The sequence below is a fragment of the Candidatus Krumholzibacteriia bacterium genome (assembly GCA_029865265.1).
Classification (GTDB): domain Bacteria; phylum Krumholzibacteriota; class Krumholzibacteriia; order WVZY01; family JAKEHA01; genus JAKEHA01.
The window spans coordinates 100,704-125,645 of sequence record JAOUHG010000008.1; the positions used below are offsets into that span (position 1 = coordinate 100,704).

The 24,942-nt window shown below is 65.2% G+C and carries 25 protein-coding genes and 1 pseudogene; 19 read left to right on the plus strand and 7 right to left on the minus strand.

All coding sequences use genetic code 11. From position 1 onward, the window contains the following. Nucleotides 1-166: 166 nt before the first annotated feature. From gyrA to OEX18_05910, 3 genes are all read left to right on the plus strand, one after another. Complete coding sequence (gene gyrA / locus OEX18_05900) at nt 167-2,602, plus strand: DNA gyrase subunit A (GenBank protein MDH4336796.1); 2,436 nt, start codon at nt 167-169, stop codon at nt 2,600-2,602. Next, nucleotides 2,603-3,235, plus strand: coding sequence for a redox-sensing transcriptional repressor Rex (locus tag OEX18_05905; GenBank protein MDH4336797.1), 633 nt, complete (start codon nt 2,603-2,605; stop codon nt 3,233-3,235). A gap of 134 nt (nt 3,236-3,369) precedes the next feature. Then, nucleotides 3,370-4,656 (plus strand): T9SS type A sorting domain-containing protein, encoded by a 1,287-nt coding sequence (locus tag OEX18_05910; protein MDH4336798.1) that lies wholly within the window; start codon nt 3,370-3,372, stop codon nt 4,654-4,656. A gap of 59 nt (nt 4,657-4,715) precedes the next feature. Here the strand turns inward: OEX18_05910 and OEX18_05915 are convergent, their stop codons facing one another. After that, complete coding sequence (locus OEX18_05915; protein MDH4336799.1) at nt 4,716-5,189, minus strand: DinB family protein; 474 nt, start codon at nt 5,187-5,189, stop codon at nt 4,716-4,718. Nucleotides 5,190-5,369: 180 nt separating this feature from the next. Between OEX18_05915 and hflX the strand changes: the two genes are divergently transcribed. Both hflX and OEX18_05925 read left to right on the plus strand, forming a co-directional pair. After that, a complete protein-coding gene (hflX, locus tag OEX18_05920; GenBank protein MDH4336800.1) occupies nt 5,370-6,686 on the plus strand; it encodes a GTPase HflX in 1,317 nt (438 codons plus the stop codon). A gap of 28 nt (nt 6,687-6,714) precedes the next feature. After that, entirely contained in the window at nt 6,715-8,007 is a 1,293-nt protein-coding gene (locus OEX18_05925) for a hypothetical protein (protein ID MDH4336801.1), read from the plus strand. Here the strand turns inward: OEX18_05925 and OEX18_05930 are convergent. Continuing rightward, nucleotides 8,004-9,314, minus strand: coding sequence for a glycosyltransferase family 39 protein (locus OEX18_05930; GenBank protein MDH4336802.1), 1,311 nt, complete (start codon nt 9,312-9,314; stop codon nt 8,004-8,006). The genes OEX18_05925 and OEX18_05930 overlap by 4 nt on opposite strands. A gap of 296 nt (nt 9,315-9,610) precedes the next feature. Between OEX18_05930 and OEX18_05935 the strand changes: the two genes are divergently transcribed. Next, on the plus strand, nt 9,611-10,423 hold the full coding sequence (locus OEX18_05935; GenBank protein MDH4336803.1) for a hypothetical protein: 813 nt from the start codon (nt 9,611-9,613) through the stop codon (nt 10,421-10,423). On the opposite strand, the gene nfi is transcribed toward OEX18_05935, so the two are convergent. After that, a complete protein-coding gene (gene nfi / locus OEX18_05940) occupies nt 10,424-11,104 on the minus strand; it encodes a deoxyribonuclease V (GenBank protein MDH4336804.1) in 681 nt (226 codons plus the stop codon). A gap of 94 nt (nt 11,105-11,198) precedes the next feature. Between nfi and OEX18_05945 the strand changes: the two genes are divergently transcribed. The 3 genes from OEX18_05945 to OEX18_05955 all read left to right on the plus strand — a co-directional run bounded on the left by OEX18_05945 (nt 11,199) and on the right by OEX18_05955 (nt 13,330). After that, nucleotides 11,199-11,549 carry a carboxymuconolactone decarboxylase family protein gene (locus OEX18_05945; protein MDH4336805.1) on the plus strand — a complete coding sequence of 117 codons (351 nt, stop codon included), beginning with the start codon at nt 11,199-11,201 and terminating at the stop codon, nt 11,547-11,549. 6 nt (nt 11,550-11,555) lie between these two features. Then, complete coding sequence (locus OEX18_05950) at nt 11,556-12,545, plus strand: bifunctional oligoribonuclease/PAP phosphatase NrnA (protein ID MDH4336806.1); 990 nt, start codon at nt 11,556-11,558, stop codon at nt 12,543-12,545. A gap of 215 nt (nt 12,546-12,760) precedes the next feature. Then, nucleotides 12,761-13,330 carry a DUF523 domain-containing protein gene (locus tag OEX18_05955; GenBank protein ID MDH4336807.1) on the plus strand — a complete coding sequence of 190 codons (570 nt, stop codon included), beginning with the start codon at nt 12,761-12,763 and terminating at the stop codon, nt 13,328-13,330. A 20-nt stretch (nt 13,331-13,350) separates the two neighbouring features. Here OEX18_05955 and OEX18_05960 read toward each other — a convergent pair whose 3' ends face one another. Next, nucleotides 13,351-14,004 (minus strand): DUF975 family protein, encoded by a 654-nt coding sequence (locus OEX18_05960; GenBank protein MDH4336808.1) that lies wholly within the window; start codon nt 14,002-14,004, stop codon nt 13,351-13,353. A gap of 82 nt (nt 14,005-14,086) precedes the next feature. Between OEX18_05960 and pepE the strand changes: the two genes are divergently transcribed. From pepE to OEX18_05980, 4 genes and pseudogenes are all read left to right on the plus strand, one after another. Further along, nucleotides 14,087-14,809 (plus strand): dipeptidase PepE, encoded by a 723-nt coding sequence (pepE, locus tag OEX18_05965; GenBank protein ID MDH4336809.1) that lies wholly within the window; start codon nt 14,087-14,089, stop codon nt 14,807-14,809. Between the two features lie 67 nt (nt 14,810-14,876). Next, nucleotides 14,877-15,533, plus strand: a pseudogene (locus OEX18_05970) (DUF1223 domain-containing protein). Nucleotides 15,534-15,587: 54 nt separating this feature from the next. Then, nucleotides 15,588-16,070: a peptide-methionine (R)-S-oxide reductase MsrB gene (msrB, locus tag OEX18_05975; GenBank protein MDH4336810.1), complete on the plus strand. Its 483-nt coding sequence runs from the start codon at nt 15,588-15,590 to the stop codon at nt 16,068-16,070. A gap of 174 nt (nt 16,071-16,244) precedes the next feature. Continuing rightward, complete coding sequence (locus tag OEX18_05980; GenBank protein MDH4336811.1) at nt 16,245-17,036, plus strand: hypothetical protein; 792 nt, start codon at nt 16,245-16,247, stop codon at nt 17,034-17,036. On the opposite strand, the gene OEX18_05985 is transcribed toward OEX18_05980, so the two are convergent. Continuing rightward, nucleotides 17,033-17,785, minus strand: a complete 753-nt coding sequence (locus tag OEX18_05985; GenBank protein MDH4336812.1) for a hypothetical protein — start codon at nt 17,783-17,785, stop codon at nt 17,033-17,035. The genes OEX18_05980 and OEX18_05985 overlap by 4 nt on opposite strands. A 183-nt stretch (nt 17,786-17,968) precedes the next feature. On the opposite strand from OEX18_05985, the gene ubiA reads away from it, so the two are divergent. After that, a complete protein-coding gene (gene ubiA, locus OEX18_05990; protein MDH4336813.1) occupies nt 17,969-18,817 on the plus strand; it encodes a putative 4-hydroxybenzoate polyprenyltransferase in 849 nt (282 codons plus the stop codon). Between the two features lie 6 nt (nt 18,818-18,823). Continuing rightward, on the plus strand, nt 18,824-19,459 hold the full coding sequence (locus tag OEX18_05995) for a UbiX family flavin prenyltransferase (GenBank protein MDH4336814.1): 636 nt from the start codon (nt 18,824-18,826) through the stop codon (nt 19,457-19,459). A gap of 221 nt (nt 19,460-19,680) precedes the next feature. Here OEX18_05995 and OEX18_06000 read toward each other — a convergent pair whose 3' ends face one another. Then, nucleotides 19,681-20,229, minus strand: a complete 549-nt coding sequence (locus tag OEX18_06000; GenBank protein ID MDH4336815.1) for an outer membrane beta-barrel protein — start codon at nt 20,227-20,229, stop codon at nt 19,681-19,683. A gap of 307 nt (nt 20,230-20,536) precedes the next feature. Here OEX18_06000 and OEX18_06005 point away from each other — a divergent pair, with 307 nt between their 5' ends. Together OEX18_06005 and OEX18_06010 are read left to right on the plus strand one after the other, a co-directional pair. Next, nucleotides 20,537-22,342, plus strand: coding sequence for a UbiD family decarboxylase (locus OEX18_06005; protein ID MDH4336816.1), 1,806 nt, complete (start codon nt 20,537-20,539; stop codon nt 22,340-22,342). Nucleotides 22,343-22,549: 207 nt separating this feature from the next. Further along, nucleotides 22,550-22,885, plus strand: coding sequence for an RNA-binding protein (locus OEX18_06010; protein ID MDH4336817.1), 336 nt, complete (start codon nt 22,550-22,552; stop codon nt 22,883-22,885). A gap of 83 nt (nt 22,886-22,968) precedes the next feature. Here the strand turns inward: OEX18_06010 and OEX18_06015 are convergent, their stop codons facing one another. Next, a complete protein-coding gene (locus OEX18_06015; protein MDH4336818.1) occupies nt 22,969-23,838 on the minus strand; it encodes a hypothetical protein in 870 nt (289 codons plus the stop codon). A 232-nt stretch (nt 23,839-24,070) separates the two neighbouring features. Between OEX18_06015 and msrA the strand changes: the two genes are divergently transcribed. Continuing rightward, complete coding sequence (msrA, locus tag OEX18_06020) at nt 24,071-24,685, plus strand: peptide-methionine (S)-S-oxide reductase MsrA (protein MDH4336819.1); 615 nt, start codon at nt 24,071-24,073, stop codon at nt 24,683-24,685. A gap of 12 nt (nt 24,686-24,697) precedes the next feature. Next, a partial coding sequence (locus tag OEX18_06025; GenBank protein MDH4336820.1) for an MgtC/SapB family protein occupies nt 24,698-24,942 on the plus strand: 245 nt, incomplete at its 3' end.

The following is a 24,942-nucleotide window of genomic DNA, read 5'->3' on the forward strand; positions in this document are numbered from 1 at the left end:
TCTATTATTGCGGCACATGAAAATTGTTTCACAACCCGCCGCCGGGCGGGGGTGGAACGGGGACGCGCGAGTCAGGTACAAGGCGTCCCCATGCCGCAAAAACACAATCGTGCGCAGGATTACGCCTGCGGGCCGGACCCGCTCAGGAAGACCAGGAGAAAGCTGAATGTCGATCAACGAGAGGATCGTGCCCATCCCCATCGAAGAGGAGATGCGCAACTCGTATCTCAACTACTCGATGAGCGTGATCATTTCCCGTGCGCTGCCCGACGTGCGCGACGGACTCAAGCCGGTGCACCGCCGCGTGCTCACGGCGATGAACGATCTCTCGCTCTCGCACAACCGCGCGTTCCGCAAGTCCGCCAAGGTCACCGGTGACGTCACCGGTAACTACCACCCGCACGGCACGCAGGCTGTGTACGACACCATCGTGCGCATGGCGCAGGACTTTGCGCTGCGCTACCCGCTGGTGGACGGCCAGGGCAACTTTGGTTCGGTGGACGGCGATCCCCCGGCGGCGGAGCGGTACACCGAGGTGCGCATGACGTCGTTCGCCGAAGAGATGCTCGCCGATCTCGAGAAGGAGACGGTGGACTTCGGCCCCAACTACGACGAGTCACGCACCATGCCCATTGTGCTTCCGGCCAAGGTGCCCAACCTGCTCGTCAACGGTGCCACCGGCATCGCGGTGGGCATGGCCACCAACATCCCGCCGCACAACATTCGCGAAATTTGCGACGCCAGCATTGCCGTGCTCGACAATCCGGAGATTGCCGACGAAGAACTGCTGGGCGTGGTCAAGGGCCCGGACTTCCCAACCGCCGGCATCGTGCTGGGACGCGTCGGCATTCGCCAGGCCTACACCACCGGCCGTGGCCGTGTGGTGGTGCGCGCGCGCACCCACGTCGAGGAGGCGAAGGGCGACCGCGAGTGGATCATCATCGACGAGCTGCCCTACCAGGTGAACAAGGCCATGCTCATCGAGCGCATCGCCGACCTGGTCAAGGACGACGTCATCAGCGACATCGCCGACATCCGCGACGAGTCGAGCCGCGAAGGCATGCGCGTGGTCATCATTCTCAAGCGCGACGCGGATGTGCGCGTGGTGGAGAACCAGCTCTTCAAGCACACGCAGATGCAGGTCACCTTCGGCATCATCATGCTGGCGCTGGTCAACAACCGGCCTGAGGTGCTGACCCTGCGCGACATGATCCAGCACTGGCTCAACCACCGCGAGTCCGTGGTGGTGCGCCGCACCAAGTACGACCTGCGCAAGGCCGAGGAACGCGCCCACATCCTGGAGGGCCTGCGCATCGCGCTGGACCACATCGACGAGATCGTGGCGCTGATCCGCGCCTCCAAGGACGTCGAGACGGCGCGCGGCGGCCTGATGGCCAACTTCGGCCTCACCGAGATCCAGGCCAACGCCATCCTGGAGATGCGCCTGCAGCGTCTCACCGGCCTCGAGCGCCAGAAGATCGAGGACGAGTACCAGGGCCTGCTCAAGCTGATCGCCGAGCTCAAGGCCATCCTGGCCGACCGCAAGAAGGTGCTCGAGATCATCAAGAACGAGATCCACGAGATCCGCGAGAAGTACGGCGACGAGCGCAAGACCGAGATCGTGGACGCCGGCCCGGTGGACTTCAACATCGAGGACCTGATTGCGGAAGAAGACATGGTGATCACCATCTCGCACGCCGGTTACATCAAGCGGCTCCCGCTGGATGCATACCGCCAGCAGAAGCGCGGCGGGCGCGGCGTCACCGGCATCAAGATGCGCGACGAGGATTTCGTCGACAACATCTTCATCGCCTCGACGCACAGCTACATCCTGTTCTTCACCGATCGCGGGCGTTGCCACTGGGTGAAGGTGCACGAAATTCCCGAGGCGGGGCGTGCGGCGCGCGGCAAGGCCATCGTGAATCTGCTGGGGTTGCAGGAGGGTGAGCGCGTGACCGGGCGCGTGCCGGTGAGCGAATTCCGCGAGGACCGTTTCCTCATGCTCGCCACCCGCAAGGGGCTGGTGAAGAAGACCACGCTCAGCGACTACGGACGCCCGCGGCGCGGGGGCATCATCGCGGTGAACCTGCGCGACGGCGACATGTTGATCGGTGCGGCCATCACCAACGGCGACCAGGACATCGTGCTGGCCAAGAAGAACGGGCGCTCCATCCGCTTCCACGAGGGCGATGTTCGCGCCATGGGCCGCACCGCCACCGGTGTCAAGGGCACCACGCTGCGCGACAATGACGAAGTAGTGGGCATGGTGGTGGTGAGCCAGGGCGCGACGCTGCTGACCGTCACCGAGAAGGGCTACGGAAAACGCTCGCCGCTCGAGGAGTATCCGGTGAAGGGCCGCGGCGGCATCGGGGTCATCAACATCAAGACCACCGAGCGCAACGGCAAGGTGGTGACCATCCAGGAGGTGAAGGACAACGACCAGATGATGGTGATCACCAAGGACGGCATCGTCATCCGCTGCCCCATTTCGGGCATATCCGTGATTGGCCGCAACACGCAGGGCGTCCGCCTCATCAATCTGGAAGAGGGCGACCGCGTGGTAGACGTTGCACACCTGGCCGTGGAAGAGGAAGACGCATAGGTGAGACTCAAGATGGAGAAGATATCCGAGTTCACGGTCCGGCGGCTTTCCAACTACTTCCGGATTCTGCTGGAACTGGAGAAGTCCGGCACGCCCACCGTGTCCTCACAACGTCTGGCCGAGCTGGGCGGCATCACCAGTGCGCAGGTGCGCAAGGACCTGTCGTACTTCGGCAACTTCGGCACGCGCGGGCTGGGCTACAGCGTGTCCGAATTGAAGGCGGCCATCATGGAGATCCTGGGGCTCAACCACCAGTGGACCATGGCGCTCTTCGGCGCCGGGTCGCTGGGCCAGGCGCTCTTCTATCACCAGGGTTTCCGCGACGACGGCTTCTTCTTCCGCCACGTGTTCGACATCGACGACAAGCGTGTCGGCGGCAAGTGGTTGGACGTGGAGATCTCGCACCAGCGCCACGCCGAAGAGGTGCTGCGGCGCGACCCGGTGGCCATTGCGGTCATCGCCACGCCGCCGGCCGCGGCCCAGGATATCGCCGACATCCTGGTGCGCGCGGGCACGCGCGGTATTCTCAATTTTGCGCCCACCCAGCTCGCGGTCCCGGAGGATGTTTCCCTCCGCAACGTGAATCTGGCGGTTGCGCTGGAGAGTCTGAGTTTCTTTCTTTCGCAGGAATGAGTTCACGCAACACGGCATATCTTCTGCGGACGGCGGCGCTTCTCGCGCCGTTCGTCATTTGCGGGCTGGCGGGGCAAAACCCCCGGCCTGCGCACGCACAGGGGGACGCGTCCGCGGAGCCGCGCACCATTCGCGTGGCCCCGGGCGACGTGGTGCTCACCATCGTGCCCGCCGGAACGTGGAAGTTCGGTACGCGGGGTGGACGCCTGCTGCTGGAGAGCGGCGGCATCGCCGTTTTCAGCACGGATGACGAGGGCAACCTGGTCGAGCGGCTCAACACGGCGGGTGGAACGAAGTCGCTGCTGCCTGCGGGCGGCGTGGGTATGGTGCAGGAGGGTGCACCCGGTGGCACGCGCTATCCGTCGCCGCGCGCGGACGACGACCACGATGGCAGAATCGACGAGGACCCGCTGGATCGCATCGACAACGACCACGACGGCAAGATCGACGAGGACTTTGCCGCCATCGGCGACGTCATGGCGGTGGTGAAGTACGGCGCCGCGGAGGGTGGTGCTGTTGCCGTACGCCAGGAGGTGTACGCGTGGTCGTTGTCGCACATCAATCGCATGGTGGCCTCCGCCCTGGTGATTCGAAACACCGGCAACGTGGTTCTGCCGGGGCTGCGCATCGGCGTAACCCTGGTTCCCGGCGCCGCCATCGCGGACAACAGGCTGCTGGCACGCAGCAAACAGGGTGTGAGTGGTGACTACACGACCGCCAGTGTAATGCTCCGTGGCAACGACGAGTCGCTCGCCGTGCTGTTGGTTGCACAGGCCGGGGAAGCAATGGCGGAATGGGATGTTCGTGACGACGGCGAGAACGTGGTTGCCGTGTCGCCGGTGTTGACCGACCTGGCACCCGGTCAGTCCGCAACCGTCTACCTGGCCCTGGTGGCAGCGCCCGCGGATGAGACCCAGGCCACGCGCGCCGTGCAGGCGGCGCGTCGCACCGTGCTGGGCGATGGGACCGCGCGCATGATTCCGCCGCCGGTGGCGCTCACCAGCCACAACCAGGATCTCGCGCCCGAAATGGGTGACATACCCGTTTCCTTGAACGGAGCCCCGGTGGTCGACGCGTTCTGGCTCAAGGCCGGCAAGCTCGACGAGATCCTGCTCACCGGATCGCCCAATCCTTTCCGCGACGCCATCTCGATCGACTACGAGATCCCGACCAGCGTCGTGGACGAGGACGGCGTGGAACACACCCTGTCCGGCGCGGCGGTGGCGACGAGCGTCAAGGTGTACAACGTGACCGGGCGGCTGATCGCAACGCTGGTTGAGTCCACGCACGGCCCGGGGCGTTACCGCACCGGCTGGACCGCGCAGAGCGACGACGGCGGCACCGTGGCCAGCGGCGTGTACTACGTCAAACTCACCATCGGCAAACGCAGCGTGACCAAGCGCCTGGTGCAGCTGAAGTAGGAAAGGTCACGCGGACCGTCGCTTGCGGACCAGCATTGCGGGTGCGCGGCGAATGCGGCTCACCGCTCGTTGAACGTCTTCCCCCACTGCCACTGGCCATACACCGTCTTCTTCGGGAGCTTGCGGCCGTTCGTGCGCATGGCCACCATGGCCAGCCCGCGGTGGTGCGCCTCGTGCGCAACCATGTAGGCGAGGAACGTGGACGGGCTCCCCTTCCAGTGCTTCACCGCGCTGGTCTCTTCACACCGTTCGAGGTAGCGTGCGATCATCTTCTCCGAGGCCTTCAACGCGCTGGTCAGCTGCGCTTTGGTTGGCGTGCTCCCGCGGGGGAAGGTCTTGAGCCTGCCCACCAGGTCCGGAGCGGCGTACTGCATCCAGCGCACGCGGACCCCGTGCATGTGTGCAAACTGCTGCGCCACCGTGCGCGTGCGCGGCGCATAACTGTCCTGGAGACAGGCGGCCGGGATACGCTTGAGCAGGTAGCGGTTGGCTTCGTTGCTCATGGCCCAGGCTTCGACCAGCGGGGATGGCATGGCAAGGCCTCCTTGGGATGGTGGCTGTCGATCCGGCGATCCTACCACCCGCCCCCCGGCAATTTCTTCCCCCCACTACCGAACTGGCCCGCCTCTTGTTATACTTCCCCCGGGACAGGTCCCAGAAGGAGTCGCCATCGAAACCGTTCGTAATCCACATATCGGGGGAAGCCCTCCCAAGTGAAGCGCGCATTTGAAGTTATCACCCGCGCGCGGGTCGAACGGGCCTACCTCGTGGGAGTCGCCCTCCGGGGTGCCTCCGCCGAAGCCGCGCACGAACACCTCGACGAACTCGAGCAGCTTGCCGTCACGGCGGGCGCCGAAGTGGTCGGCCGTACCGTCCAGGGACGGGGCCGAATCGACGCCACCACCTACATCGGCGTCGGCAAGGTCGACGAACTCAAACAGATCTGCGACGAATGGGCCGTCAACCTGGTCGTCTTCGACGATGACCTCTCGCCCGCTCAGGCCAAGAACCTGGAAAAGATACTCAACGTGCGCGTCATCGACCGCACCGAGCTGATCCTCGATATCTTCGCGCGTCACGCCAAGAGCACGCAGTCCAAGATCCAGGTGGAACTGGCGCAACTGGAGTATTCGCTGCCGCGGCTGAAGTCCTTCTGGCAGCACCTCGAGCGCCAGGCGGGCGGTATCGGCACGCGCGGCCCGGGTGAAACGCAGCTCGAAGTGGACCGCCGCAAGATCTACCAGCGCATCGGCAATCTCAAGCGCCAGCTCAAGAAGATCGACCTTCGGCGCGAAATGCTGCGCCGCGCACGCGGTGAGCGCCACATCGCCGCGCTGATCGGCTACACCAACGCCGGCAAGTCCACCGTGATGCGCCGTCTCACCGGCGCCCAGGTAGTGGTGCGCGACCAGCTCTTCGCCACCATCGACACCACCACGCGCCGCATGAACGGCCACAACGGCAATGGCAACGGAAACGGGAATCACGACCACGACGTCCTGCTGATCGACACCGTGGGTTTCATCCGCAAGCTCCCCGACCACCTCAGGACCAGCTTCAAGGCCACCCTGGGCGACACCGCCACCGCGGAGTTGTACCTGCACGTGGTGGACATCTCTCATCCCGCGTGGGAAGAGCAGATGGAGATTGCCGACACAACCGTGGCCAGCATCGACAACCCCGGTGTGGAAACGATCTACGTGTTCAACAAGGTCGACCAGGTGCCGGCGGAGGTGCTGGAGGGGTTGCAGGTGCGCTTTCCCGACGCGGTGTTCGTTTCCGCGGCGAGCGGAGAGGGCATGGACGCGCTGCGTGAGCGTATCGACCAGTTCTTCTACGGCCGCAACGTGCGCGTGGAGGTAACGCTTCCCGCGGGTGACGGCAAGACCATCTCGCTGGTGCGCCGCCTGCTGCACGACGCCCACAACGACTATCTCAACGATCTGTGCGTGCTCAGCGGCACCATCGAGAGCAAGCTCATGAGCCGCCTCGAAGCCATCCCCGGCACACGCGTCCGCTACCTGATGTAGGCGGCGCGCGCTCCCCACCGGACACGCAGTGCGCGCGATCCATTCCAGAAGCCGGACGGCCACGACGCTGGCCCTCGTGTTCGCGCTGGCGTCGTTTGCGTTCCACTATGCACTCGAACGCCGCCTCGACCGGCTCGAGGTGTTCGAGCAGTACAACGTCGTCTTTCAGGCAGATCCCAACGACCGCATCAGCGCCATGAGCCACGGCTGGGGCAGCTCCGGCCGCAACGTTGCCCACCCCAACCTGGCCACCTTCACCAGCCCCTTTGTACGGGCGATCGCCATGGCGCTCACCCGCAGCGGCGTGACCGATGACGAAGAAGCGGCGAGGCGCGCCCTCGGGTTGCTAATCGTTCCCATCGTGTCGGCGGTGACCACCGCAACAGTCTTTGCACTCTTCCTGCGACTCGGGCTGTCGCTCCTGCTCGCTTCGCTCTTCACCGTGCTGGGCGCAGTATCCTTCAGTCCGTTGGTGTTCGGCAGCATTCCCGATCACCCGGCGTTGAGCGCGCTGGTCATCGCCGCCGCGTATCACCTCTTCCTGGCGACGGAGCGAACGCGCACCGTTCGGTGGGCAGCGTGGTTCGCGGTGATGTTCGCGGCGGCAGGCATCACCATCACCAATCTGGCCATCATCGCCATCCTGATGCTGGGGTCGATGTGGGCCGCCGGCCGCAACCGTCCGCGCGCGACGCTGCAGGTGGCCGCGATGGCGACGGGTGTCGCCATCCTGACCTTCGCCAGTTCCTTCGCCATCAACCAGGTGATTCGCGGCGAGAGCTTCGAAGCGGGCCGGTCGAAGTCGTGGGCCACGGCGTTCATCCACGGGGCCGATCTCCCCGCGCGGGCGATCCGCTTCCCGGCCGCCATCGCCAACACCATCGCACCCGCGCGAATTTCCACCGGCGGCCCGACGATGAGCTTCCGCCCGGACGACCGCTACCAGTTCCGCTTCACCTTCGAGGAGGGGCCGGGACGTCCCACCGCGCGAAACCTACCGGGCGCGATTGCGGTGTTGCTGGCGGCGGCGGGTGTGGTGGTGTCGCTGCGGCGCAGGCCGGCATGGAGCGCGGTGGGCGTGGCCTCCGCGGCGGTACTCGCGTTCAACTGGATCCTGCACAGCGCGTGGGGAGACGAGATGTTTCTCTACTCACAGCACTGGTTCGTGTCGCTTCTGCTTCTGCTGGCGATTGCGGTGGTGGCAATGAAACGCCGGCAAGCCGCGGTGTGGTTCCTCGCGTTGTTCGTGGTTGCCGTCGCCGCAAACAGCGCCGGGCTCGTCACCACCATGCTGTCCCTGCTCCAGGCCAATCCCGGCTAGTTCCGGTTTCCCGGCCCCGGCAGCGTCTCGTGCGTCGCCGTCCGTCTTGAATACATCTCGTAGAACGACGCCTTCACCTTGTTGAGACCTGGCGCCTTTGCCTTGTACTCGTAGTTTTCGTCCAGTTGCACCAGCACAAAATAGGACAGCATCACGAAGAACACCGGAATCAGGTAGGGCAGCATTCGCCGCCAGCGGTGCTGGTAGAGCAGGCGGGCGGCCAGCACCGTACCCGAGGCGAGAATCAAATCGAAACCGACCGACACCAGGTAGAGAAAGCGAATATCGAGCCAGTCCGCCGGAAAGCGAAAGAAGCAGAACGGCGTCACCACGATGTACGTCCACGCAATGAAGAAGCGGATAACCCGGTTACCGAAAATGAACCCGAAGAACGAGTAGGAAATGATGCACAGCAGAATCACCACGCGGATGGCGGTGGCGAAGTCGTAGATGAACCGCACGGGCGCCCCCGCGTTGGCCACCAGGGTGGAGGAGTGAATCGGAAACACCATGCGCACCAGGTAGCCCGCAAAATTGCGCGGAATCGACCACCACGTGACCTCGATGTCGGATGCACCGGGTACCTCGCGCTGGATGGCCAGCTTGACCACCAGCACCGCCAGCGCGAACCCGGTAAACAGCACGACATTGCGGTCGAATATCTTTCGTCCCGTCGTCTCCCGGAAGAACAGGTTGAACGCCACCATCAGCCCCAGCAGCGAGAACATGGATGTCTTGGAGAGCAGGCAGAGGGTGAAGAAAAGCAGGCACAGGTTGAAGTTTCGCTCCCAGATGGCGCCGTTCTCTTCGAGCTCGTTCTTCACGTAGAAGATCATCGTGAGCAGGGTGAGGGCGGTGATGACCAGGTCGCTGCTGCCTGAAACGGTCATCACCGATTTCCCGTAGTTCCCCACCGCGAACTCGAACAGGAGCCCCGACAGCACCGCGATGGCGCGGTCCTGCAGCAGCGTCCGCACCAGGAAGTACACCAGGAACGCGTTGACCGAGTGGACCAGAACGTTGAAGAGGTAGTACGAGGCGGCGTTCAGGCCGAAGGCCTCGAATTCCAGGAAGAAGATCAGGTTGGGGAGGGGCTGGATGGTCTCGTGCAGTCGGCTGGAGAAGAGCTGGCGCCAGTCCGTCTCCACCTCAAGGGCCTGGATGAGGTAGTTCCAGTCGTCGCCGTGCCAGAAGCTGTTGTTGCGCGCCAGCGAGAAGAAGGCCAGGCCGAGCGCGGTCAGGAGGCCGAAAAATGCAACCTCCTTGATGCGCGTCGTGCGCTTTCGTGGCGTCGGTTCGGTGGGCATGGAGTCCTGACGGCTGCCGGCGGTCAGCGAGGATGATAGCCGGGGGTGCGGGGGGCGTCCAGCGATTTGGCCTGAGGACCGCGAGGATCGCGTCCTCACGCCCCGAACCCCCGTGGGGTGCCGGCGACCGCTGCCGGCGGGCAGATTGTCTGCAGATCATCTTGCCGACTGGAATATTGCTTGCTGTAATTTTTCACCCGGTGCTATAAGCGAGAACGCTTTGCATCGCACGCGCGGACTGGTGCGCCGCGCTCCGACACCCTGAAGATCGTCAGCCCACGTCCCGGAGGACGCGCGTGAGCCAGCTTCGCTTCGGCGCAACCGACTTTGTCTCCACCCGGCCGCTCCTCTTCGGCCTGCTCAACGACGAATCCCTGCGCCACTGCGTGTCTCTGGAACCGGCCGCGGCCATCACCGAGTCGTTTGCGCGCGGGCGCTGCGACGCCGCCCTCATCCCGACCATCGAGTACCTCCGCGGTGTCGGCCAGTACCTGCTCGCCGGCCCGGCCCTGGTGGGGCGCAGCGCGCCCGGCAGCATCATGCTGGTTTCCCAGAAGCCCATCGACGAGCTGGAACGGGTGGCGGTGGGAGAATTCTGCCGCAACGCGGTGGCGGTGCTGCGCATCGTTCTGGCGGAGAACCACGAGGTCTTCCCGGATCTGCTGGTGGAGAAGCGGATCGGCCAGGACGACTGGCGCGACCGCTACGACGCCGTGCTTCTCACCGGCGACGCCGCATTCCGGGAGGCCAACGCCGAGCGGGTCAAGGGCCTCATTCGGTACAACGTGGCCGACGTGTGGAAGCTGGTCACCAAAACGCCGCTGGTGCACGCGGTGTGGGTCTACGACGACCGCCAGGTGGCCAACGAGATGGCGCTGCTGCTCACCGCCTCGCGCGACGAGGGTGTGGGACGGTTGCCGGCCGTGGCCGAGGACATCGCCCGCGTATCCGGCATCGACGCCATGCTGATCTACGACTACCTCACCCGCGCCTGGTCCTACGACCTCGGTGACGAGGAGCTCGACGGCATCCGCGTGTTCAACGACCTCGCCCGCAAGTACGATCTCATTCGCGACAGCCGCATTGCCGCGGTTGCGCGCGCCGTCTAGTCACGCACCCTCCCGTTTCGCTTCCCCCGCCGCGATGTGCGCGAGCCGCTGTGGCTCCGGCAGCCGGTAGCGCGTGCAGCACGCCAGCACCAGACGCCAGCTCGAGGTAAAATCGATGAGATGCCCCGGGGAGACGAACAGGGGCTTCACGCCGTCGCGCGTGCGCAGCACCGTTCCCACGTGTTCGTCGTTGTAGTAGAGATTCGCGCGCGCTCCGCGTCGCTCCCCCACCGGGCCGTGCACGCCCACCAGCCGGCTCTTGGCCGACCCCACGGCGGGGACACCGGCCCAAAACCCCACGTGACTCGCCAGGCCGAAGCCGCGTGGATGCGCAATGCCCTGCCCGTCGCACAGAATGGCGCCCACCGGGTTCTTCACCCGGCGCAGGCTCGCGATCACCGCCGGAACTTCGCGAAAGGACAGGTAGCCGGGCACGTAGGGAAAGGTGAGCGGCCGCGCCGCGATACGCGTTTCGAGCAGCTCGAGGGATGGAAAGGACATCACCACCGTGGCGGCGATGAGGCGTTTGCCGTCGCGACTGATGGCGATGTCACTGCCGGCGACGGTGCCAATGGTGCCCAGGAGCAGTTTGTGGAAGACCAGCTCCTCGCGCAGTTCGACCTGCAGCGCCCGGGCTCGCTCGATCGACACCGTCCAGGAATGCAATCTCGGGATCTTCATGATACCTGCCCGGGACTCGCCGGTGGCGTCACCCCCGCGAGGTGCGGTATGCTAGGGGGACACTCTCATTATAGACGAGATCGCGGAGGCTGGCATGTCGCACATGGTGCATGATTTCAACGAGTACCGGAAGAAGATGAACGACCGCATCCTCGCCACCGACAACCTGGTGGTGAAGCGGTTCTTCAACCTGGACACCAACACCTACCAGGACGGCGCCCTGCCCGCCAGGACCAAGGAAATGCTGGGGCTGGTGGCGTCCATGGTGCTGCGCTGCGACGACTGCATCCGCTACCACGTCCAGGAATGCCACCAGGCCGGGGTCAGCCGCGAGGAGTTCTTCGAGGTATTCAGCGTCGGGCTGGTGGTGGGCGGGTCCATCGTGATTCCCCATATGCGGCGTGCGGTGGAGTTCCTGGACGAGCTGGAAACGGAGAAGAAGTAGCCCCGCATGTGGAGCTCCATCCGGCAGTTCATCGACCGCCACGACTCGTTCGTGATCTCTTCGCACATCAACCCCGACGGAGATGCCATCGGCTCGGAGCTGGGGCTGGCGCGGTTCCTGCGCCAGATCGGCAAGCGCGCCGTGATTGTCAACTCCACCGACACGCCCGACGTGCTGCGCTTTCTTGACACCGCGGACGAGATCCACGTGTACGGCGAGCCCGATGTGCGCGGGCTGATCGACGGCATCGACGCGGCCATCATCGTGGATGTGAACAACTGGGACCACCTGGGCCATATCGGCCGCGCGCTGCAGGCGCTTTCCCTGCCCCGGGCGTGCATCGACCACCATCAGGGCGAGGTGGCCGGGTTCGCGGAGACGACGGTGGCCGACACCAGCGCCGCCGCGGTGGGGCTGTTGATTCTGGAATTGATTCGCGACATGAAGGGACGCGTTACGCAGGACATCGCCGATCCGCTCTACGCCGCCATTATCACGGATACGGGGACATTTCGGTTTTCCAACACGGACGCGCGCGTGCTGCGCGCGGCGGCCGAGCTCACCGATGCCGGCGCGAATCCCTTCGAGATGCACCGCCGCGTGTTTGGCAGCAAGAGCTGGGGTGCGGGCCGGTTGCTGGGCCCGGTGTTGAGCACGCTGGAATCCGTGGCGGGCGGCAAGGTGGCGGTCATTTCCGCCACGCTGGAAATGGTGAACAACGCGGGCGCCAACTACGACGACACCGACGGCTTCGTGGACCTGGTTCGCGCCATCAAGGGTGTGGAACTGGTGGCCTTCTTCAAGGAGACCACCGAGGGCGACATCAAGGTGTCGCTGCGCTCCAACGGCAACGTGGACGCGAATGCGATGGCGCGGCGCTTCGGTGGCGGGGGGCACACCATGGCGTCGGGAATGCGCTTGCCGGGGCCGATGAAGCGGGCCATCGAGGACTTCCTGCGCGAATGCGCACGGCTCGACGACTTCCCCGTCCGTTGAAGCCTGACCGGGCGTAACGGTTCAAAAGAGACGGCTCTGGAACTGCAAGCGCGGGGAGCGCAAGGGTCTCAGTTCCGGAGCCGTCGCGGTGACTTGGAGGTTGTTAGTGATCTTTCTACGAACGGGTGGGCGGGAGGTTCCGAAAAATCTCCGTCCCGGCAGGACGGGAACATCCGTGTTCCATCCACAGCGCGATACCCCATACAATTGATTCCATGGCACGCCTTCCCACCCCCATTGTCGTTGTGAGCCGCTGTCTCGGCTTCGACCATTGCCGCTACGATGGAGACATCGTGCGCGCGGACGTGGTGTCGCGCATCGCCGGCCATGTGCGCGCCATCCCGGTGTGCCCGGAACTCGAGATCGGGCTGGGTGTTCCGCGGCCCGTCATTCGCCTCGTCCACGAAGCGGCGGGTAGCCGGCTGGTTCAGCCGGAAACCGGGCGCGATCTCACCGACGAGATGAGTGCCTTTGCGACCCGCTTCCTGGAGTGGATCGGCGAGAAGGGCGTGGATGGTTTCATTCTGAAGTCGCGCTCGCCCTCGTGCGGCAACGGCGACAGCCGGGTGTTCGATGCGGGGGGCGATGAACTTGCGGAGTCCATGGACGGGCTCTTCGCGCGCGCCGCACGCGCCCGCTTTCCCGACGCGGCCATGGAAGACGAATCCAGCCTCACCGATCCGGTCGCCCGCCACGAGTTCGTGACCGCGCTCTACGAAAACGCCGCGCGCCGCCTCGGGCGCAAGCTGCCGCGCGAGTGGCGTCTCCCCCCGGACCTCTCCTGAGTTCGTGTTGCGGCGAAGGGCTACGTGGCCGGCACCGGCTGCTCAACCACCACCGCCGCCTTCGGTTTCAATTCGCGGTACACGAAGGCCAGCGACAGCCCGCTGATGGGAACCGTGACCAGCAGTCCCACGCCGAGCGCGACGATGCCAAGCAGGTTGAGGCCGACCAGCAGCAGGAAGAGCAGAAACAGGTCCATGGTGCGGCCGCGCGTGATGTCCCAGCTGCGCTGGATCGCCTCCACCGGACCCACCGCTTCGTCGACAACGACGAACCCCACGAACCACAACCGCAGCAGGAAGATGATTCCGGGAATGATCAGCAGGACCAGGCCCATGAAAACCGCGATGCCCACGATGATCATGGCGGCGATGTAGATGTGGAGGCGGGCAAGACCGTCAAAGAGGTTCTCGAAGATCGGTGTCTCGCCGTCACGAAACCGGAGGTAGATTTTGGCGAGGCCCAGCGCGAACGTGCTCGATACCAGGCTCGCGATGACGGAGATACCGAACTCCTGCAGCCGGGTGTCGAACGCGCTGTCGCCGGCCCACTCGATGATGCCCGGCACCGCCCAGGCAACCAGCGTGACGCCGACTATGAAGGCCGCGCGCGCCTGAACCGTCTTCCATCCAAATCGAATCGATTCTCCCAGCGGGAGACCCTGTGGGTTGGGCATGGATTCCTCCTTGAAGGAAAGATACACTAGAGGCTCGGCCCGCAGACACCCCCAATATCCCCGGACGAAAGGGACACCGGTCATGAGCAAGCGAAGCGCCCGACTCCTCCTGTTGAGCAACTCCAAGAACTACGGTGGTGGCTGGCTGGACCACGCCGAGCCCTGGATACGCGCCTTCATGGGTGGCGTAAAGAACGCGATATTCGTACCTTACGCCGGGGTGACGGTGAGCTGGGAGGACTACACCACCATGGCAAGAGAGCGGTTCGAGAAGATGGGCATCGCGGTGACATCGGTCCACGAGGCGAAGAATGCGGCGAAGGCGGTGGCGTCCGCCGAGGCCGTGTTCGTGGGCGGCGGCAACACGTTCAACCTGCTGAAGACCATGTACGACGACGGGTCGCTGTGGGCCATCCGCGAGCGGGTGCTGGCCGGCGCGCCCTACATCGGCTGGAGTGCCGGGTCCAACGTGGCCTGCCCCTCCATCCGCACCACCAACGACATGCCCATCGTGGAGCCGTCGAAGTTCGACGCACTGCGCCTGGTTCCCTTCCAGATAAACCCCCACTTCACCGACGCGATGATCCCCAACCACGGCGGCGAGACCCGCACCCAGCGCATCGCCGAGTTCACGAAAACCAATCCGGGTGTTTACGTCGTAGGTTTGCGTGAAGGCAGCGCAATCGAGGTCGACGGAGCGGCGCTCAGGCTGCTCGGGCCGCACGAGGCAAGGATCTTCCATGGCGACAGGGATCCCGTGGACTGCGCGCCGGACGCGTCGCTGGATTTCCTCTGGGAGGTTTAACATGAAGCAGGGGGCGCTTCGAACCCGGGAAACCCCGACGTTCCGGCGCGCGGCCGCGGGTGCGGCCATGGTGATTGCCGTGTGCGTCACCACCGCGGTGCGCGCGGAGCCGGCGCAGACCATCCGCAGCGGCCCGTCGCGCGTGGCACTGCTGGAACTCTACACGTCTGAGGGCTGTTCCAGCTGTCCGCCGGCCGAGACGTGGTTCTCCAGACTCGCCACCGACGGCCGCCTGTGGAAGGACGTCGTGCCGGTGGCCTTCCACGTTGACTACTGGGACTACCTGGGCTGGACGGACGTCTTCGCCAACGTGGACTTCAGCGAGCGGCAGCGCGATTACGCCGCGGCGTGGAACTCGGACCGCATCTATACGCCCGGCTTCGTGTGGAACGGGAGCGAGTGGCGTGGCTGGTACGACAAGCAGCCGTTGCCCGCGACCAGCGGGAGCCCCGGCACGCTGACCGCGTCCATTGCCCGTGACGGCATCGACGTGACGTTCGCACCCGCGACCGCGCCGACCGAAGGAATCGTGGCGCACGTTGTGGTGCTGGGCATGGGAGTCGAGCGCAACGTTAAGGCGGGCGAGAACAAGGGCAGGACCTTGACGCACGACTTCGTGGTGCTCGAGTATCAGACCATCGAATTCACCGCGCGCGAGGGCGCGTGGACCGGCCGTGCCGCGTGGCGCGCGCCGAAGGATCCCTCCCCGAAACGGCACGCCGTGGCGGTGTGGGTATCGACGGAGCGGGGCGCGTTCATCCAGGCGGCGGGTGCGTTCATCACGCCCGAGGCCGAGGCTGAACTCAAGCTCACGCAGCGAGGAGGCAATATCCGTATGAGCAAGATCAACAAGACCGACGCCGAGTGGCGCGAAATCCTCACCCCGGACCAGTATCGCGTGACACGCGAGAAGGGCACGGAGCGCGCTTTCACCGGCGAGTATGTCGACAATCACGAAAAGGGTGTGTACCTGTGCGTGGCCTGCGGACAGCCGCTGTTCGCCTCGGACACCAAGTTCGAGTCCGGTACCGGCTGGCCGAGTTTCTACGAGCCGGTGGACAACCGCAACCTGGCCAGCGAGGAGGACCGCAGCTTCGGCTGGGACCGTACCGAGGTCATGTGCGGACGCTGCCAGGCGCACCTGGGCCACGTGTTCGACGACGGCCCCAGGCCCACCGGCCTGCGCTACTGCATCAACTCGGTGGCACTCAAGTTCGTGCCGGCGGATCCCAAAGAGGACCTGGCCGAGAAGAAGAAGTAACGCCCCCAGAGGCTGATACCGAGCGGGGCGGTGGCGCGATCCACCGCCCCGCTTTTTCGTTCCGGGCGGCTCCGGCCCGCCGCCAGGCTGAATTTAAGTAGTAGTAGCTTCTGCTGCTATCGAATGGACAATTCCGCTTGACTTGCCCCGACGATAGTAGTAGTCATGGCAGCTATGAAGCCCATTCCGAGCCTGGAAGCGCTGGGCCTGACCCGCCTGGAGGCCCTCGCCTACGCCTATCTCGTCGCCAATCCGGCCACCACCGGCTACCGGGTCTCCAAGGGCATCGGCAAACCCACCGCCAACGTCTACCGCGCGCTCGAGAGCCTCGCGCGCAAGGGCGCCGTGACCGACGACCGGGCTTCCCCGCCGTTGTTTCGTGCCGTGCCGCCCGATGAACTCTTCGACCAGCTCGAGCGGGAGTTCATGGACCGCCGCGAGATCGCCTCGCGGGCGCTCGCATCCGTGGCCGTGGAGACCGATGCGGACGAGGACGGTTTCTTTGCGTTGAAGGACCGCGACCAGGTGATGGGCCGCGTGCGCGTGATGCTGGCGGCGGCGCGGCGGATCGTGGTGATGGACGCATCAGCGCCGGTGCGGGTGGAACTCGCGGAAGCGATCGCCGACACCCGGGCGCGCGGGGCGCGCGTCTTCATCCTGGCCAGAGGTGCCGCGGGCGAGGACACACACGCGGACACCGTCGCGGGCGCGCCGGACGCAACGGTGTTGCGGGTCGCTCTGGATGCGCGCGAAGCACTCGTCGCCACACTGGCACCGGACGGGAAGGCCGCACGCGACGCCGTGTGGAGCCGAAACGCCACCATGGCGCGCACCCTCCACGACGCGATTGCGAACGACGCGTTCTTCGTGCTTGTGGAGCAGGGCCTGAGTGAGGGGATGAGCGTGGATGAGCTGGAAGGCGCCTTCGAGCGCTGCCGGGCGGTCCGCGGCTTCCCGGCCGGCTAGCGGGTGACGGCGGTACCGCGGCGCAGCGGTGTTCGCGACGCGGCCCCGTTGGGACGGCGCAGCCGGAAGGCGATCGCTGTTCCCTTCCGCCCCTGGGGATCGTCGCTCACCGTCCATGTGCCGTGCTTTAGCGAGAAATCGAGTGCCACGCCGGCGGAACGGATGGCGAACGATTGGAAGTTGCGCGCGAGCAGGACCAGACGCGCAAGGGGCGAGTCCGCGGCCCGCGCGTTGGCCAGGTTGGCCAGCATGGCGGCCGCTTCCTGCGCCGAGGCCGCACCCAGTGGCTGCCGAAGCATCTCGAATATGCCCGCGCCGTCATCGGCGACCACGATGTCGATGTCGCGCGCGTTGTTCGTAAAGGAAAACTGGATCCATGAGGCGCCGGCGTGGTCCACTGCGTTACCCATGAGTTCGCCGAAAGCACCGCGGCACAGTTCGCGCACGGCGGGCGTGTCGGACGCGAGCACGGGTGCAATGTGGTCCTCCCACACACGCGCCGGGTTGAGCACCGGGGTCACCCGGACCTCGCGCGCCAGCGACGAGGTGCGCTTGAGGCGGTACACGCGGGCGCGCGTCTGGCCGGACTGCTCCAGAAGCCCGGCTTCCACAAGAAGGTCGAGGTGCCGGTTTGCCGCCTGCCTGGAAATCCCGTATGCTTCGCCGATCCGGCGCGCGAGTCCCATGGGATTCATGGCCGCCTGGTCCAGGATGAACTCTCGAATGCTCTGGGTTCGGGTGCGTTCCATGGGCTGGTTTCTATCGACAGGGCGGTTTTTTGTCAACCTTATTCCCGGTGGGCCAGCGCCGCCGGGCGCCGAATTGTCAACTTTCGAGGAATGAATTGTCAATATTTTCGAGCTTAATTGTCAACATATACACTCGGGCCATTGTCAACCTGGCGAATGCTGCTTCGCAGCATTCGTTTACAGATGAATAGCTTACGTGAATTCTTCGACACCATCCGGGTCGAGCACACGGTGTTTGCACTCCCCTTCGCGTATGCGACGTTGTTCCTGGTGGAGGCGGGGTGGCCGCGTGGGCATTACCTTCTATGGATCACGGTGGCCATGATTGGCGCCCGAACCGTGGGGATGGCGGCCAACCGCCTAATCGACGGGGAGATCGATGCGCGCAACCCGCGCACAGCGGGGCGGGCCATTCCCGCCGGCCGCCTGGGTCGGGGGCGGGCGATGCTCTATACCGGTGTCGCCCTGGTGGTCTTTCTGGTGGCGGTGTGGCGGCTCAACCCGGTCTGCCGGTGGCTGTGGCCCCTCGTGATCGGAGCCATGGTTGCCTATCCGTACGCCAAGCGCTTCACGCCCTATGCCCATCTGCTCCTGGGGGCGGTTTACGTGATGATCCCGCCCGCGGTCTGGGTGGCGGTCACCGGCGAGGTTCCGCTGCCGGCGGTGCTGCTGGGACTGGGCGCCGGCCTGTGGGTGGCCGGTTTCGACATCATCTATGCTTGCCAGGACGCGGAGGTGGATCGGCGCGAGGGGCTGCACTCGCTGCCGGCCGATTTCGGGATCGGACGCGCGCTGCGCGTGTCACGCGTTCTGCACGCCGGCTTTCTCGTCTGTCTGGCCGTTGCGGGCTCGATGCTGTTCGTCGGGCGGTGGTACGGCGTGGGCCTGGTGCTGACGGCCCTGCTGCTCATCCATGAGCACCGGCTGGTCAAGCCCAACGACCTTTCCAGGGTGAACGCCGCGTTCTTTACTACCAACGGTATCGTGAGCGTGGCGCTGTTTGTTCTCATTGCGATCGATACGGTGGTGTAAATCACGATGGCCATCTACGCGGTTGGAATCACGGGCGGCAGCGGGGCACCCTACGCGCTTCGCCTTCTGAACGCGCTGACCGGCGCGGGTCACGACGTGCACGCCATCGTGTCACCGGCGGGGGAGAAGGTGATGCAGCTGGAGAGCGGCATCAAGCTCGGTAGGACGCTGCGTGATAAACAAGACGCGTTGATTCGTGCGAGTGAAATCGAAGCAGGGAAGGGAAGCCTGCGGTTGTTCGATCACATGAATCTCGCCGCACCCATCTCGAGCGGATCCTTCAAGTGCGCGGGAATGGTCATCGTGCCGTGTTCCACCGGAACGCTGGGGCGCATCGCGGCCGGTATTTCATCCAACCTGGTGGAGCGCGCCGCCGACGTTGCGCTCAAGGAGCGGCGCCGGCTGGTGCTGGTGCCGCGCGAAACCCCGCTTTCGGCAATTCATCTCTCCAACATGCTCACCCTGCACCGCGCGGGCGCGGACATACTGCCCGCCATGCCCGCCTTCTACCACCGCCCGAAGACCATCGCCGACATGGTGGACATGATCGTGGGGCGCATCCTGGACCGCCTGGGCGTGGAGAATTCGCTCTTCTACCGCTGGGGAACCGACACCGCGCCGGGCGACACCGAGATGGACTAGAGACTTCCGGACGCGCGGGGCGCGTGGCGGCCTCCGGGGTGCAGCGCGATACCGCTCCTCCGCTCATGGTCCTCGCGCGAAACATTTGAAATCGCGCTGCGGAAATCGCGTCGGAGCGGTATCACGCGCACCCGAACGCACGCCCCCCGGTGACCCAAGAAAAACACCCCGCGCCGTTTCCGGCACGGGGTGTTGAATCGATCGAGTGTGCGATCAGGGAACTAGAGATTCCAGGCCAGGCCGCCGCGAACCGACCAGTTGTCGGCGTTCTCGACGTTGTTGTACCAGCCCGAGCCCACGATGCTGGTGCTCTGGCTGACGCCCACCTTGAAACCAGCGCCACCCTGGAAACCGAACTTGGTGTCGCCCTGGTCGAACAGGCTGACGCCCGCGTCTTCGGCGGAAGCGTTCAGCATGTGAACCGCGACACCCGCGGCGAGGAACGGCTGGAAGCGGACGGCCGACGTCGGGATCGTCCACTTCATGTTCGCACCCACCGAAATGTCACGGAAGGACGCGTCGACGGAGTTCTGACTCTCCGTATAGTTCCAGTAGTTGACGAACGGGTTGATGTACATGTTCGTCATCGGAAGACCGAAGTCCGCGAAGATGCCGGCAACCCACGTGTTGTTGTTCTCGATGCCACCGAGGTCCGCGCTGACATAGCCGGCCTCGACACCCACTGAACGCAGCGGGCTGGTGGCAAACGCACTCGACGCAGCAACCGCGACAATCGCGACAACCGCGATGATGGAAAGAAGCTTCTTCATTGTGATTGACCTCCTCGATCGGTTCCGGCCGACAACGCTGGTCGACCTGACTGCGGTCGAGCGCGGCGCGGAATCCGTGTTCCTTGTTTGGGACCATCCGATGAGAGCAAGCGCGGGGCCATCCCCCTCCCCAGGGGCGGGGAAAATCATGCAATATAATGCGCTGCAATAGGTTACACTGGTCAAATAGGTCCCGGACGCACCCCGCGGGGGGGGGCTGCGCCAGCGTTGCCTTGTAAGCGATTCGCACAAGCGGCTCGCATTTCGATGATGGAGCGTTTCTCGAAAGGGAAGTAGATTCTCGATCATGCCCTATCGTGACCTTCAGTCCTTCCTGATGGCTCTCGAGGCCACAGGCGATCTCAAGCGGGTGCGCACCGAGGTCGACCCCCGCTTCGAGATCGCGGAGATCGCCCAGCGCGCGGTGCGCGAGGGTGGTCCCGCGTTGCTTTTCGAGCGTGTCAAGGGGTCGCGCTTTCCGCTCGCCATCAACTTCCTGGGCACGTTGTCGCGCATCGAGCGCGCCATCGGCATGCACCCGGAAGCGCTCGGCGAGCGGCTGGTGCGCCTTGCCGAGGAACTCAATCCGCCTACCCCCGCCCGCATCTGGCGTGCGCGCGATCTCTTTCCGCGCCTGCTGGCGTTCCGTCCCCGGCGCACCGCAAGGGGCCGCGGCCAGGAGGTGATCGACCGTTCGCCGGACCTGGGAGCCCTGCCCGTCATCACCTGCTGGCCGCAGGACGGCGGTCCGTTCATCACCTTTCCGCTGGTGGTGACACGCCACCCGCGCACCGCCAGAACCAACGTCGGTATCTATCGCATGCAGCTCTACGACCGCGGCTCCACCGGCATGCACTGGCAGATCCACAAGGGTGGCGGCTTCCACTATCGCGAAGCGGAGAAGCGGGGACACGCGCTCCCGGTTGCCGTGGCGCTGGGCGCCGATCCGGCGCTCATGCTCGCCGGCATCTTTCCGCTTCCCGAAGCGCTCGAAGAAATTGCGTTCGCGGGTATCCTGCGTGCGCGCTCCACGCGGCTCGCGCGCGCGCGAACCATCGACCTCGATGTTCCCGCCGACGCGGAATTCATCCTGGAGGGGGAAGTGCCGCCCCACGAGCGCCGCGTGGAGGGGCCCTTCGGCGACCACTTCGGCCACTACTGCGATCCCGCCGACTTTCCCGTTTTCCGCGTGAAGACGATCACGCGCCGCCGCCGCCCGGTGTATCCGGCCGCGGTGGTGGGGAAGCCGCCGCAGGAAGACCGTTATATGGGCGACGCGTCGCAGATGATCCTGGGTCCGTTGATCCGGCTCATTCGCCCCGAGGTACGCGACGTGTGGGCGTACTACGAGGCGGGGTTTCACAACCTGCTGGTCGCTAGTGTCGAGGGCCGCTACACGCGCGAACCCGTGCGCACCGCCATGGGTCTGCTGGGCGAGGGGCAACTTGGTTTGAGCAAGGTGCTGGTGCTCGTCGATCGCGACGTCGACGCCCGCAACTTCCGCGCGGTGCTTCGATCCATTCGCGCGCACTTCGATCCGCGCGAGAACTTCCATCTAATCTCGCGTGCGCCGCTCGACACGCTCGACTTCACCAGTTTCAAGATGCACCTGGGGAGCCGCATGATTCTGGATGCCACCGGCAGCCGCGCGCAGTACTCCGGCGGAAGCGCGCCGGCCGCGGGATCGGGCGGGGCGAGCGGCGAACCGGTTTCCGGCGACCCGGCGCACCTCGCGCCGCACGTGCGCCGCTGGAAGGTGTGGGAGGACGCGCTGCTGGTGGTGCAGATCGATCGCGTCGAGAAGGACGCGGGTCGAAGAACCCTCGATGCGCTGGTGGCCGCCCCGGCCCTGGCGGGCCTCAAGATGATTGCGGTGGTCAGCCCCGACGTGAACCTCGATGACGACGTCGACACCATCTGGGGTGTGTTTACGCGCTTCGACCCCGCGCGCGACCTGGTGTTTTCGCGGACGTCGCTGGCCGGGGTGCAGCCCATTTACGAAGGCGTCATGGGCATCGACGCCACCTGGAAGCCCGGCTACCCCGACGCGGTGGAAATGGACCCGGACACCGTCCGCAGGGTAGATGGGCGCTGGGGGAGCTACTGGGAGTAGCCCTGGTTTTCCCGATTGACAGGTCTGGCACCGGCGCGCTATCTTCCCCGTGTCAAAAAGCCGCGTTCAAGTCAGGACCGAGTTTCGCCTCCCCTTTTCTCAGGTTAAGCGACCCCAGTTTATGTTTGAGCGCAAGACGCGGATCGCGTGCATGCGTGTGCGAGGTCCGTGGTATCGGTTAGAATGTTTCGAAAAGGAATCTGATTCATGAATCGCAAACTCTATGTCGGCAACCTGAATTACAGCACCACCGAGCAGGATCTGCGCGAGCTCTTCTCCGAGGTCGGACCCGTTGCGAGCGTTTCGCTCGTCATGGACCGCGACACCGGCCGTCCGCGTGGTTTCGGCTTCGTGGAGATGGAGACGGACGAGGCGGCCGCGCAGGCCGTCGAGAAGCTGAACAACCGCGAGGTTGCCCAGCGCACGCTCACCGTCAACATCGCGCGTCCGAAGACCGAGGGTGGCCGCGGTGGCGGTGGCCGCGGTGGTTTCGGTGGTGGTGGCCGGGGCGGCTTCGGTGGCGGCGGTCGCGACCGGTACTAGTACCGGCCGAACGAGCCATCACTCGTTGACAGCTGAGAGCGCGGGGTCTTTGGCCCCGCGCTCTTTTTTTGTGGTCGGATTGACTAGCGGTACAGCGCCTTGACCTTGCCCCAGGTCGCCTGCTCGGTGGCCGTCACCTGGCACTGAATGCCCAGCGCGCCCAGGTCCTGGAAGCAGGGCGAGTACGCGGCCACGCAGGGGGAGGTCTGCTGCAGGTAGTAGTTGCCGCTCCCGGGGATGCCGCAAAACAGGGGATCCAGCGAGAAGTTGCTCCCGGTGTCACCCGCGCACACGGTGTCGCCGCCGGTGTTCATGAAGAAATCATTACAGCCCACCAGCGATCCGGTGAAGTTCCCGGCGCAGGACAGCGCGCCACCCGCGGTGCTGTTGCACACGATGTTCTGGTAGATCTGCGGCGTTGCGGGTCCCTGCAGGGCAATCGCGCCGCCGGCCGGGGCACCGTTGCCGTCCATGGTGTTGCGGTACACGGCGGCCGAGCTCTGCTTGATGTGGATTGCGCCGCCCGACGTGGTGGCGTTGTTCCCGGAGAGGATGTTGTAGCGGATCACCGGCGACGCGCCGTCGCACAGGATGGCCCCGCCTTTCGTCTCCATGCCGTTGCGGATGGTGAAACCCTCCAGAATCGAGCCGGGCCCCTCGGCGTTGATGAACGTGAAGCCACGCGCCGCTCCCTGGCAGTCGATGACGGTCTGGTAGGGACCGCTCTCCGACCGGACCAGGATGGCCTTGCCGTTGAAGGACACGTTCACGTTGCCGGGGCCGGTGTAGGTGCCCATGGCCACCACGACCTCGTCTCCGTTGGACGCGAGGTTGATACCCCCCTGAATGGTGGTGGCGTCGCCGCCCACCGCCGCGACGTACCAGGTGCTGGCCGACGCCGAACCGGCGGTCAGCAGCACGATCATGACCAGAATCATTTTCAGACGCATCATGGTGACAACTCCTCGTTTCGCGCCGGCTGCCGGCCGGCAAATTCAACTGGTTCTTGCATAAGGCGTTCCATGATTCGACCTTGCCGCGGACGGCGCGGGTTCCCGGCGATGGCGCGGGGTTTCCGGTTGCTCCCCGGACGGTGCTGCCCGCGATTGCCGCCACCCAAAACGGATGCTTTCATCGTAGGAAGGGTGGCGTGTAGACTGGCCCCAATTGCGGAGGTGGAACGGCATGCACAGACGCGTTTCTCGGGGGGTACGGGTGTTGGCCGTGTGCGCGGTGGCCGCCGGCGTTTGCGCCGGCTCTGCGCGGACGGGGAATGAGGCCGCCATTGCCACCTTCGCGGGTGGATGTTTCTGGTGCATGGAGCCGGCCTTCGACGACGTGAAGGGTGTGAAGGCCACCATCTCGGGCTATACCGGCGGTCCCGAGGAGAACCCCACCTACGAGCAGGTTTCCAACCGGGAAACCGGTCATTGCGAGGCCATCCAGGTCGAGTATGATCCGCGCAAGGTGAGCTACGCGCAGTTGCTCGAGGTCTACTGGCACAACATCGATCCCACATCGGGAGACGGGCAGTTCTGCGACCGGGGACCGCAGTACCGGCCGGAGATCTTCTACCACGACGGGGACCAGAAGCGCCTCGCGGAGGCGTCCCGCGCCGCCGTGGAGGAGCTGCTGGGCACGGTGGCGGTCGACATCACCGCGGCGGGCGCGTTCTGGCCCGCCGAGGAGTACCACCAGGATTTCTACACGAAAGAACCGGAACACTACGCCGCGTACCGCAAGGGTTGTGGTCGCGACAAGCGCCTGCAGGAGTTGTGGGGAGACGACTCCGGTCACTAGAGGTCAATCAGCATGAAATCGTTTTCGCCTTTGGAATGGTCGTTCTGGCTCCCCGTGCTGGTGGCGGTGGCGTGCGGCATGATCGTGGGACTGGAGCGCCAGCTGCGCGGCAAGCCGCTCGACGTCCGCACCGCCGTTCTCATCTGCCTGGGTACGCACGTGTTCATCCGTCTCGGTGCCGACCTCACCACCGAGCGTGTGGACGCGACGCGTGTGCTGGGCCAGATGGTGACGGGGGTGGGTTTCCTGGGTGCGGG

Bases quoted from the DNA above. Each gene is read 5' to 3' on its own strand.
- OEX18_06010 (MDH4336817.1), top strand. From the start codon at position 22,550: ATGAATCGCAAACTCTATGTCGGCAACCTGAATTACAGCACCACCGAG.
- nfi (MDH4336804.1), bottom strand. From the start codon at position 11,104: ATGAAGATCCCGAGATTGCATTCCTGGACGGTGTCGATCGAGCGAGCC.
- OEX18_05980 (MDH4336811.1), top strand. From the start codon at position 16,245: ATGAAGCCCATTCCGAGCCTGGAAGCGCTGGGCCTGACCCGCCTGGAG.
- OEX18_05930 (MDH4336802.1), bottom strand. From the start codon at position 9,314: ATGCCCACCGAACCGACGCCACGAAAGCGCACGACGCGCATCAAGGAG.
- OEX18_06005 (MDH4336816.1), top strand. From the start codon at position 20,537: ATGCCCTATCGTGACCTTCAGTCCTTCCTGATGGCTCTCGAGGCCACA.
- OEX18_05995 (MDH4336814.1), top strand. From the start codon at position 18,824: ATGGCCATCTACGCGGTTGGAATCACGGGCGGCAGCGGGGCACCCTAC.
- ubiA (MDH4336813.1), top strand. From the start codon at position 17,969: ATGAATAGCTTACGTGAATTCTTCGACACCATCCGGGTCGAGCACACG.
- OEX18_05915 (MDH4336799.1), bottom strand. From the start codon at position 5,189: ATGCCATCCCCGCTGGTCGAAGCCTGGGCCATGAGCAACGAAGCCAAC.
- OEX18_05945 (MDH4336805.1), top strand. From the start codon at position 11,199: ATGTCGCACATGGTGCATGATTTCAACGAGTACCGGAAGAAGATGAAC.
- OEX18_05955 (MDH4336807.1), top strand. From the start codon at position 12,761: ATGGCACGCCTTCCCACCCCCATTGTCGTTGTGAGCCGCTGTCTCGGC.
- OEX18_05960 (MDH4336808.1), bottom strand. From the start codon at position 14,004: ATGCCCAACCCACAGGGTCTCCCGCTGGGAGAATCGATTCGATTTGGA.
- OEX18_05985 (MDH4336812.1), bottom strand. From the start codon at position 17,785: ATGGAACGCACCCGAACCCAGAGCATTCGAGAGTTCATCCTGGACCAG.
- gyrA (MDH4336796.1), top strand. From the start codon at position 167: ATGTCGATCAACGAGAGGATCGTGCCCATCCCCATCGAAGAGGAGATG.
- pepE (MDH4336809.1), top strand. From the start codon at position 14,087: ATGAGCAAGCGAAGCGCCCGACTCCTCCTGTTGAGCAACTCCAAGAAC.
- OEX18_06000 (MDH4336815.1), bottom strand. From the start codon at position 20,229: ATGAAGAAGCTTCTTTCCATCATCGCGGTTGTCGCGATTGTCGCGGTT.
- OEX18_05950 (MDH4336806.1), top strand. From the start codon at position 11,556: ATGTGGAGCTCCATCCGGCAGTTCATCGACCGCCACGACTCGTTCGTG.
- OEX18_06015 (MDH4336818.1), bottom strand. From the start codon at position 23,838: ATGATGCGTCTGAAAATGATTCTGGTCATGATCGTGCTGCTGACCGCC.
- msrA (MDH4336819.1), top strand. From the start codon at position 24,071: ATGCACAGACGCGTTTCTCGGGGGGTACGGGTGTTGGCCGTGTGCGCG.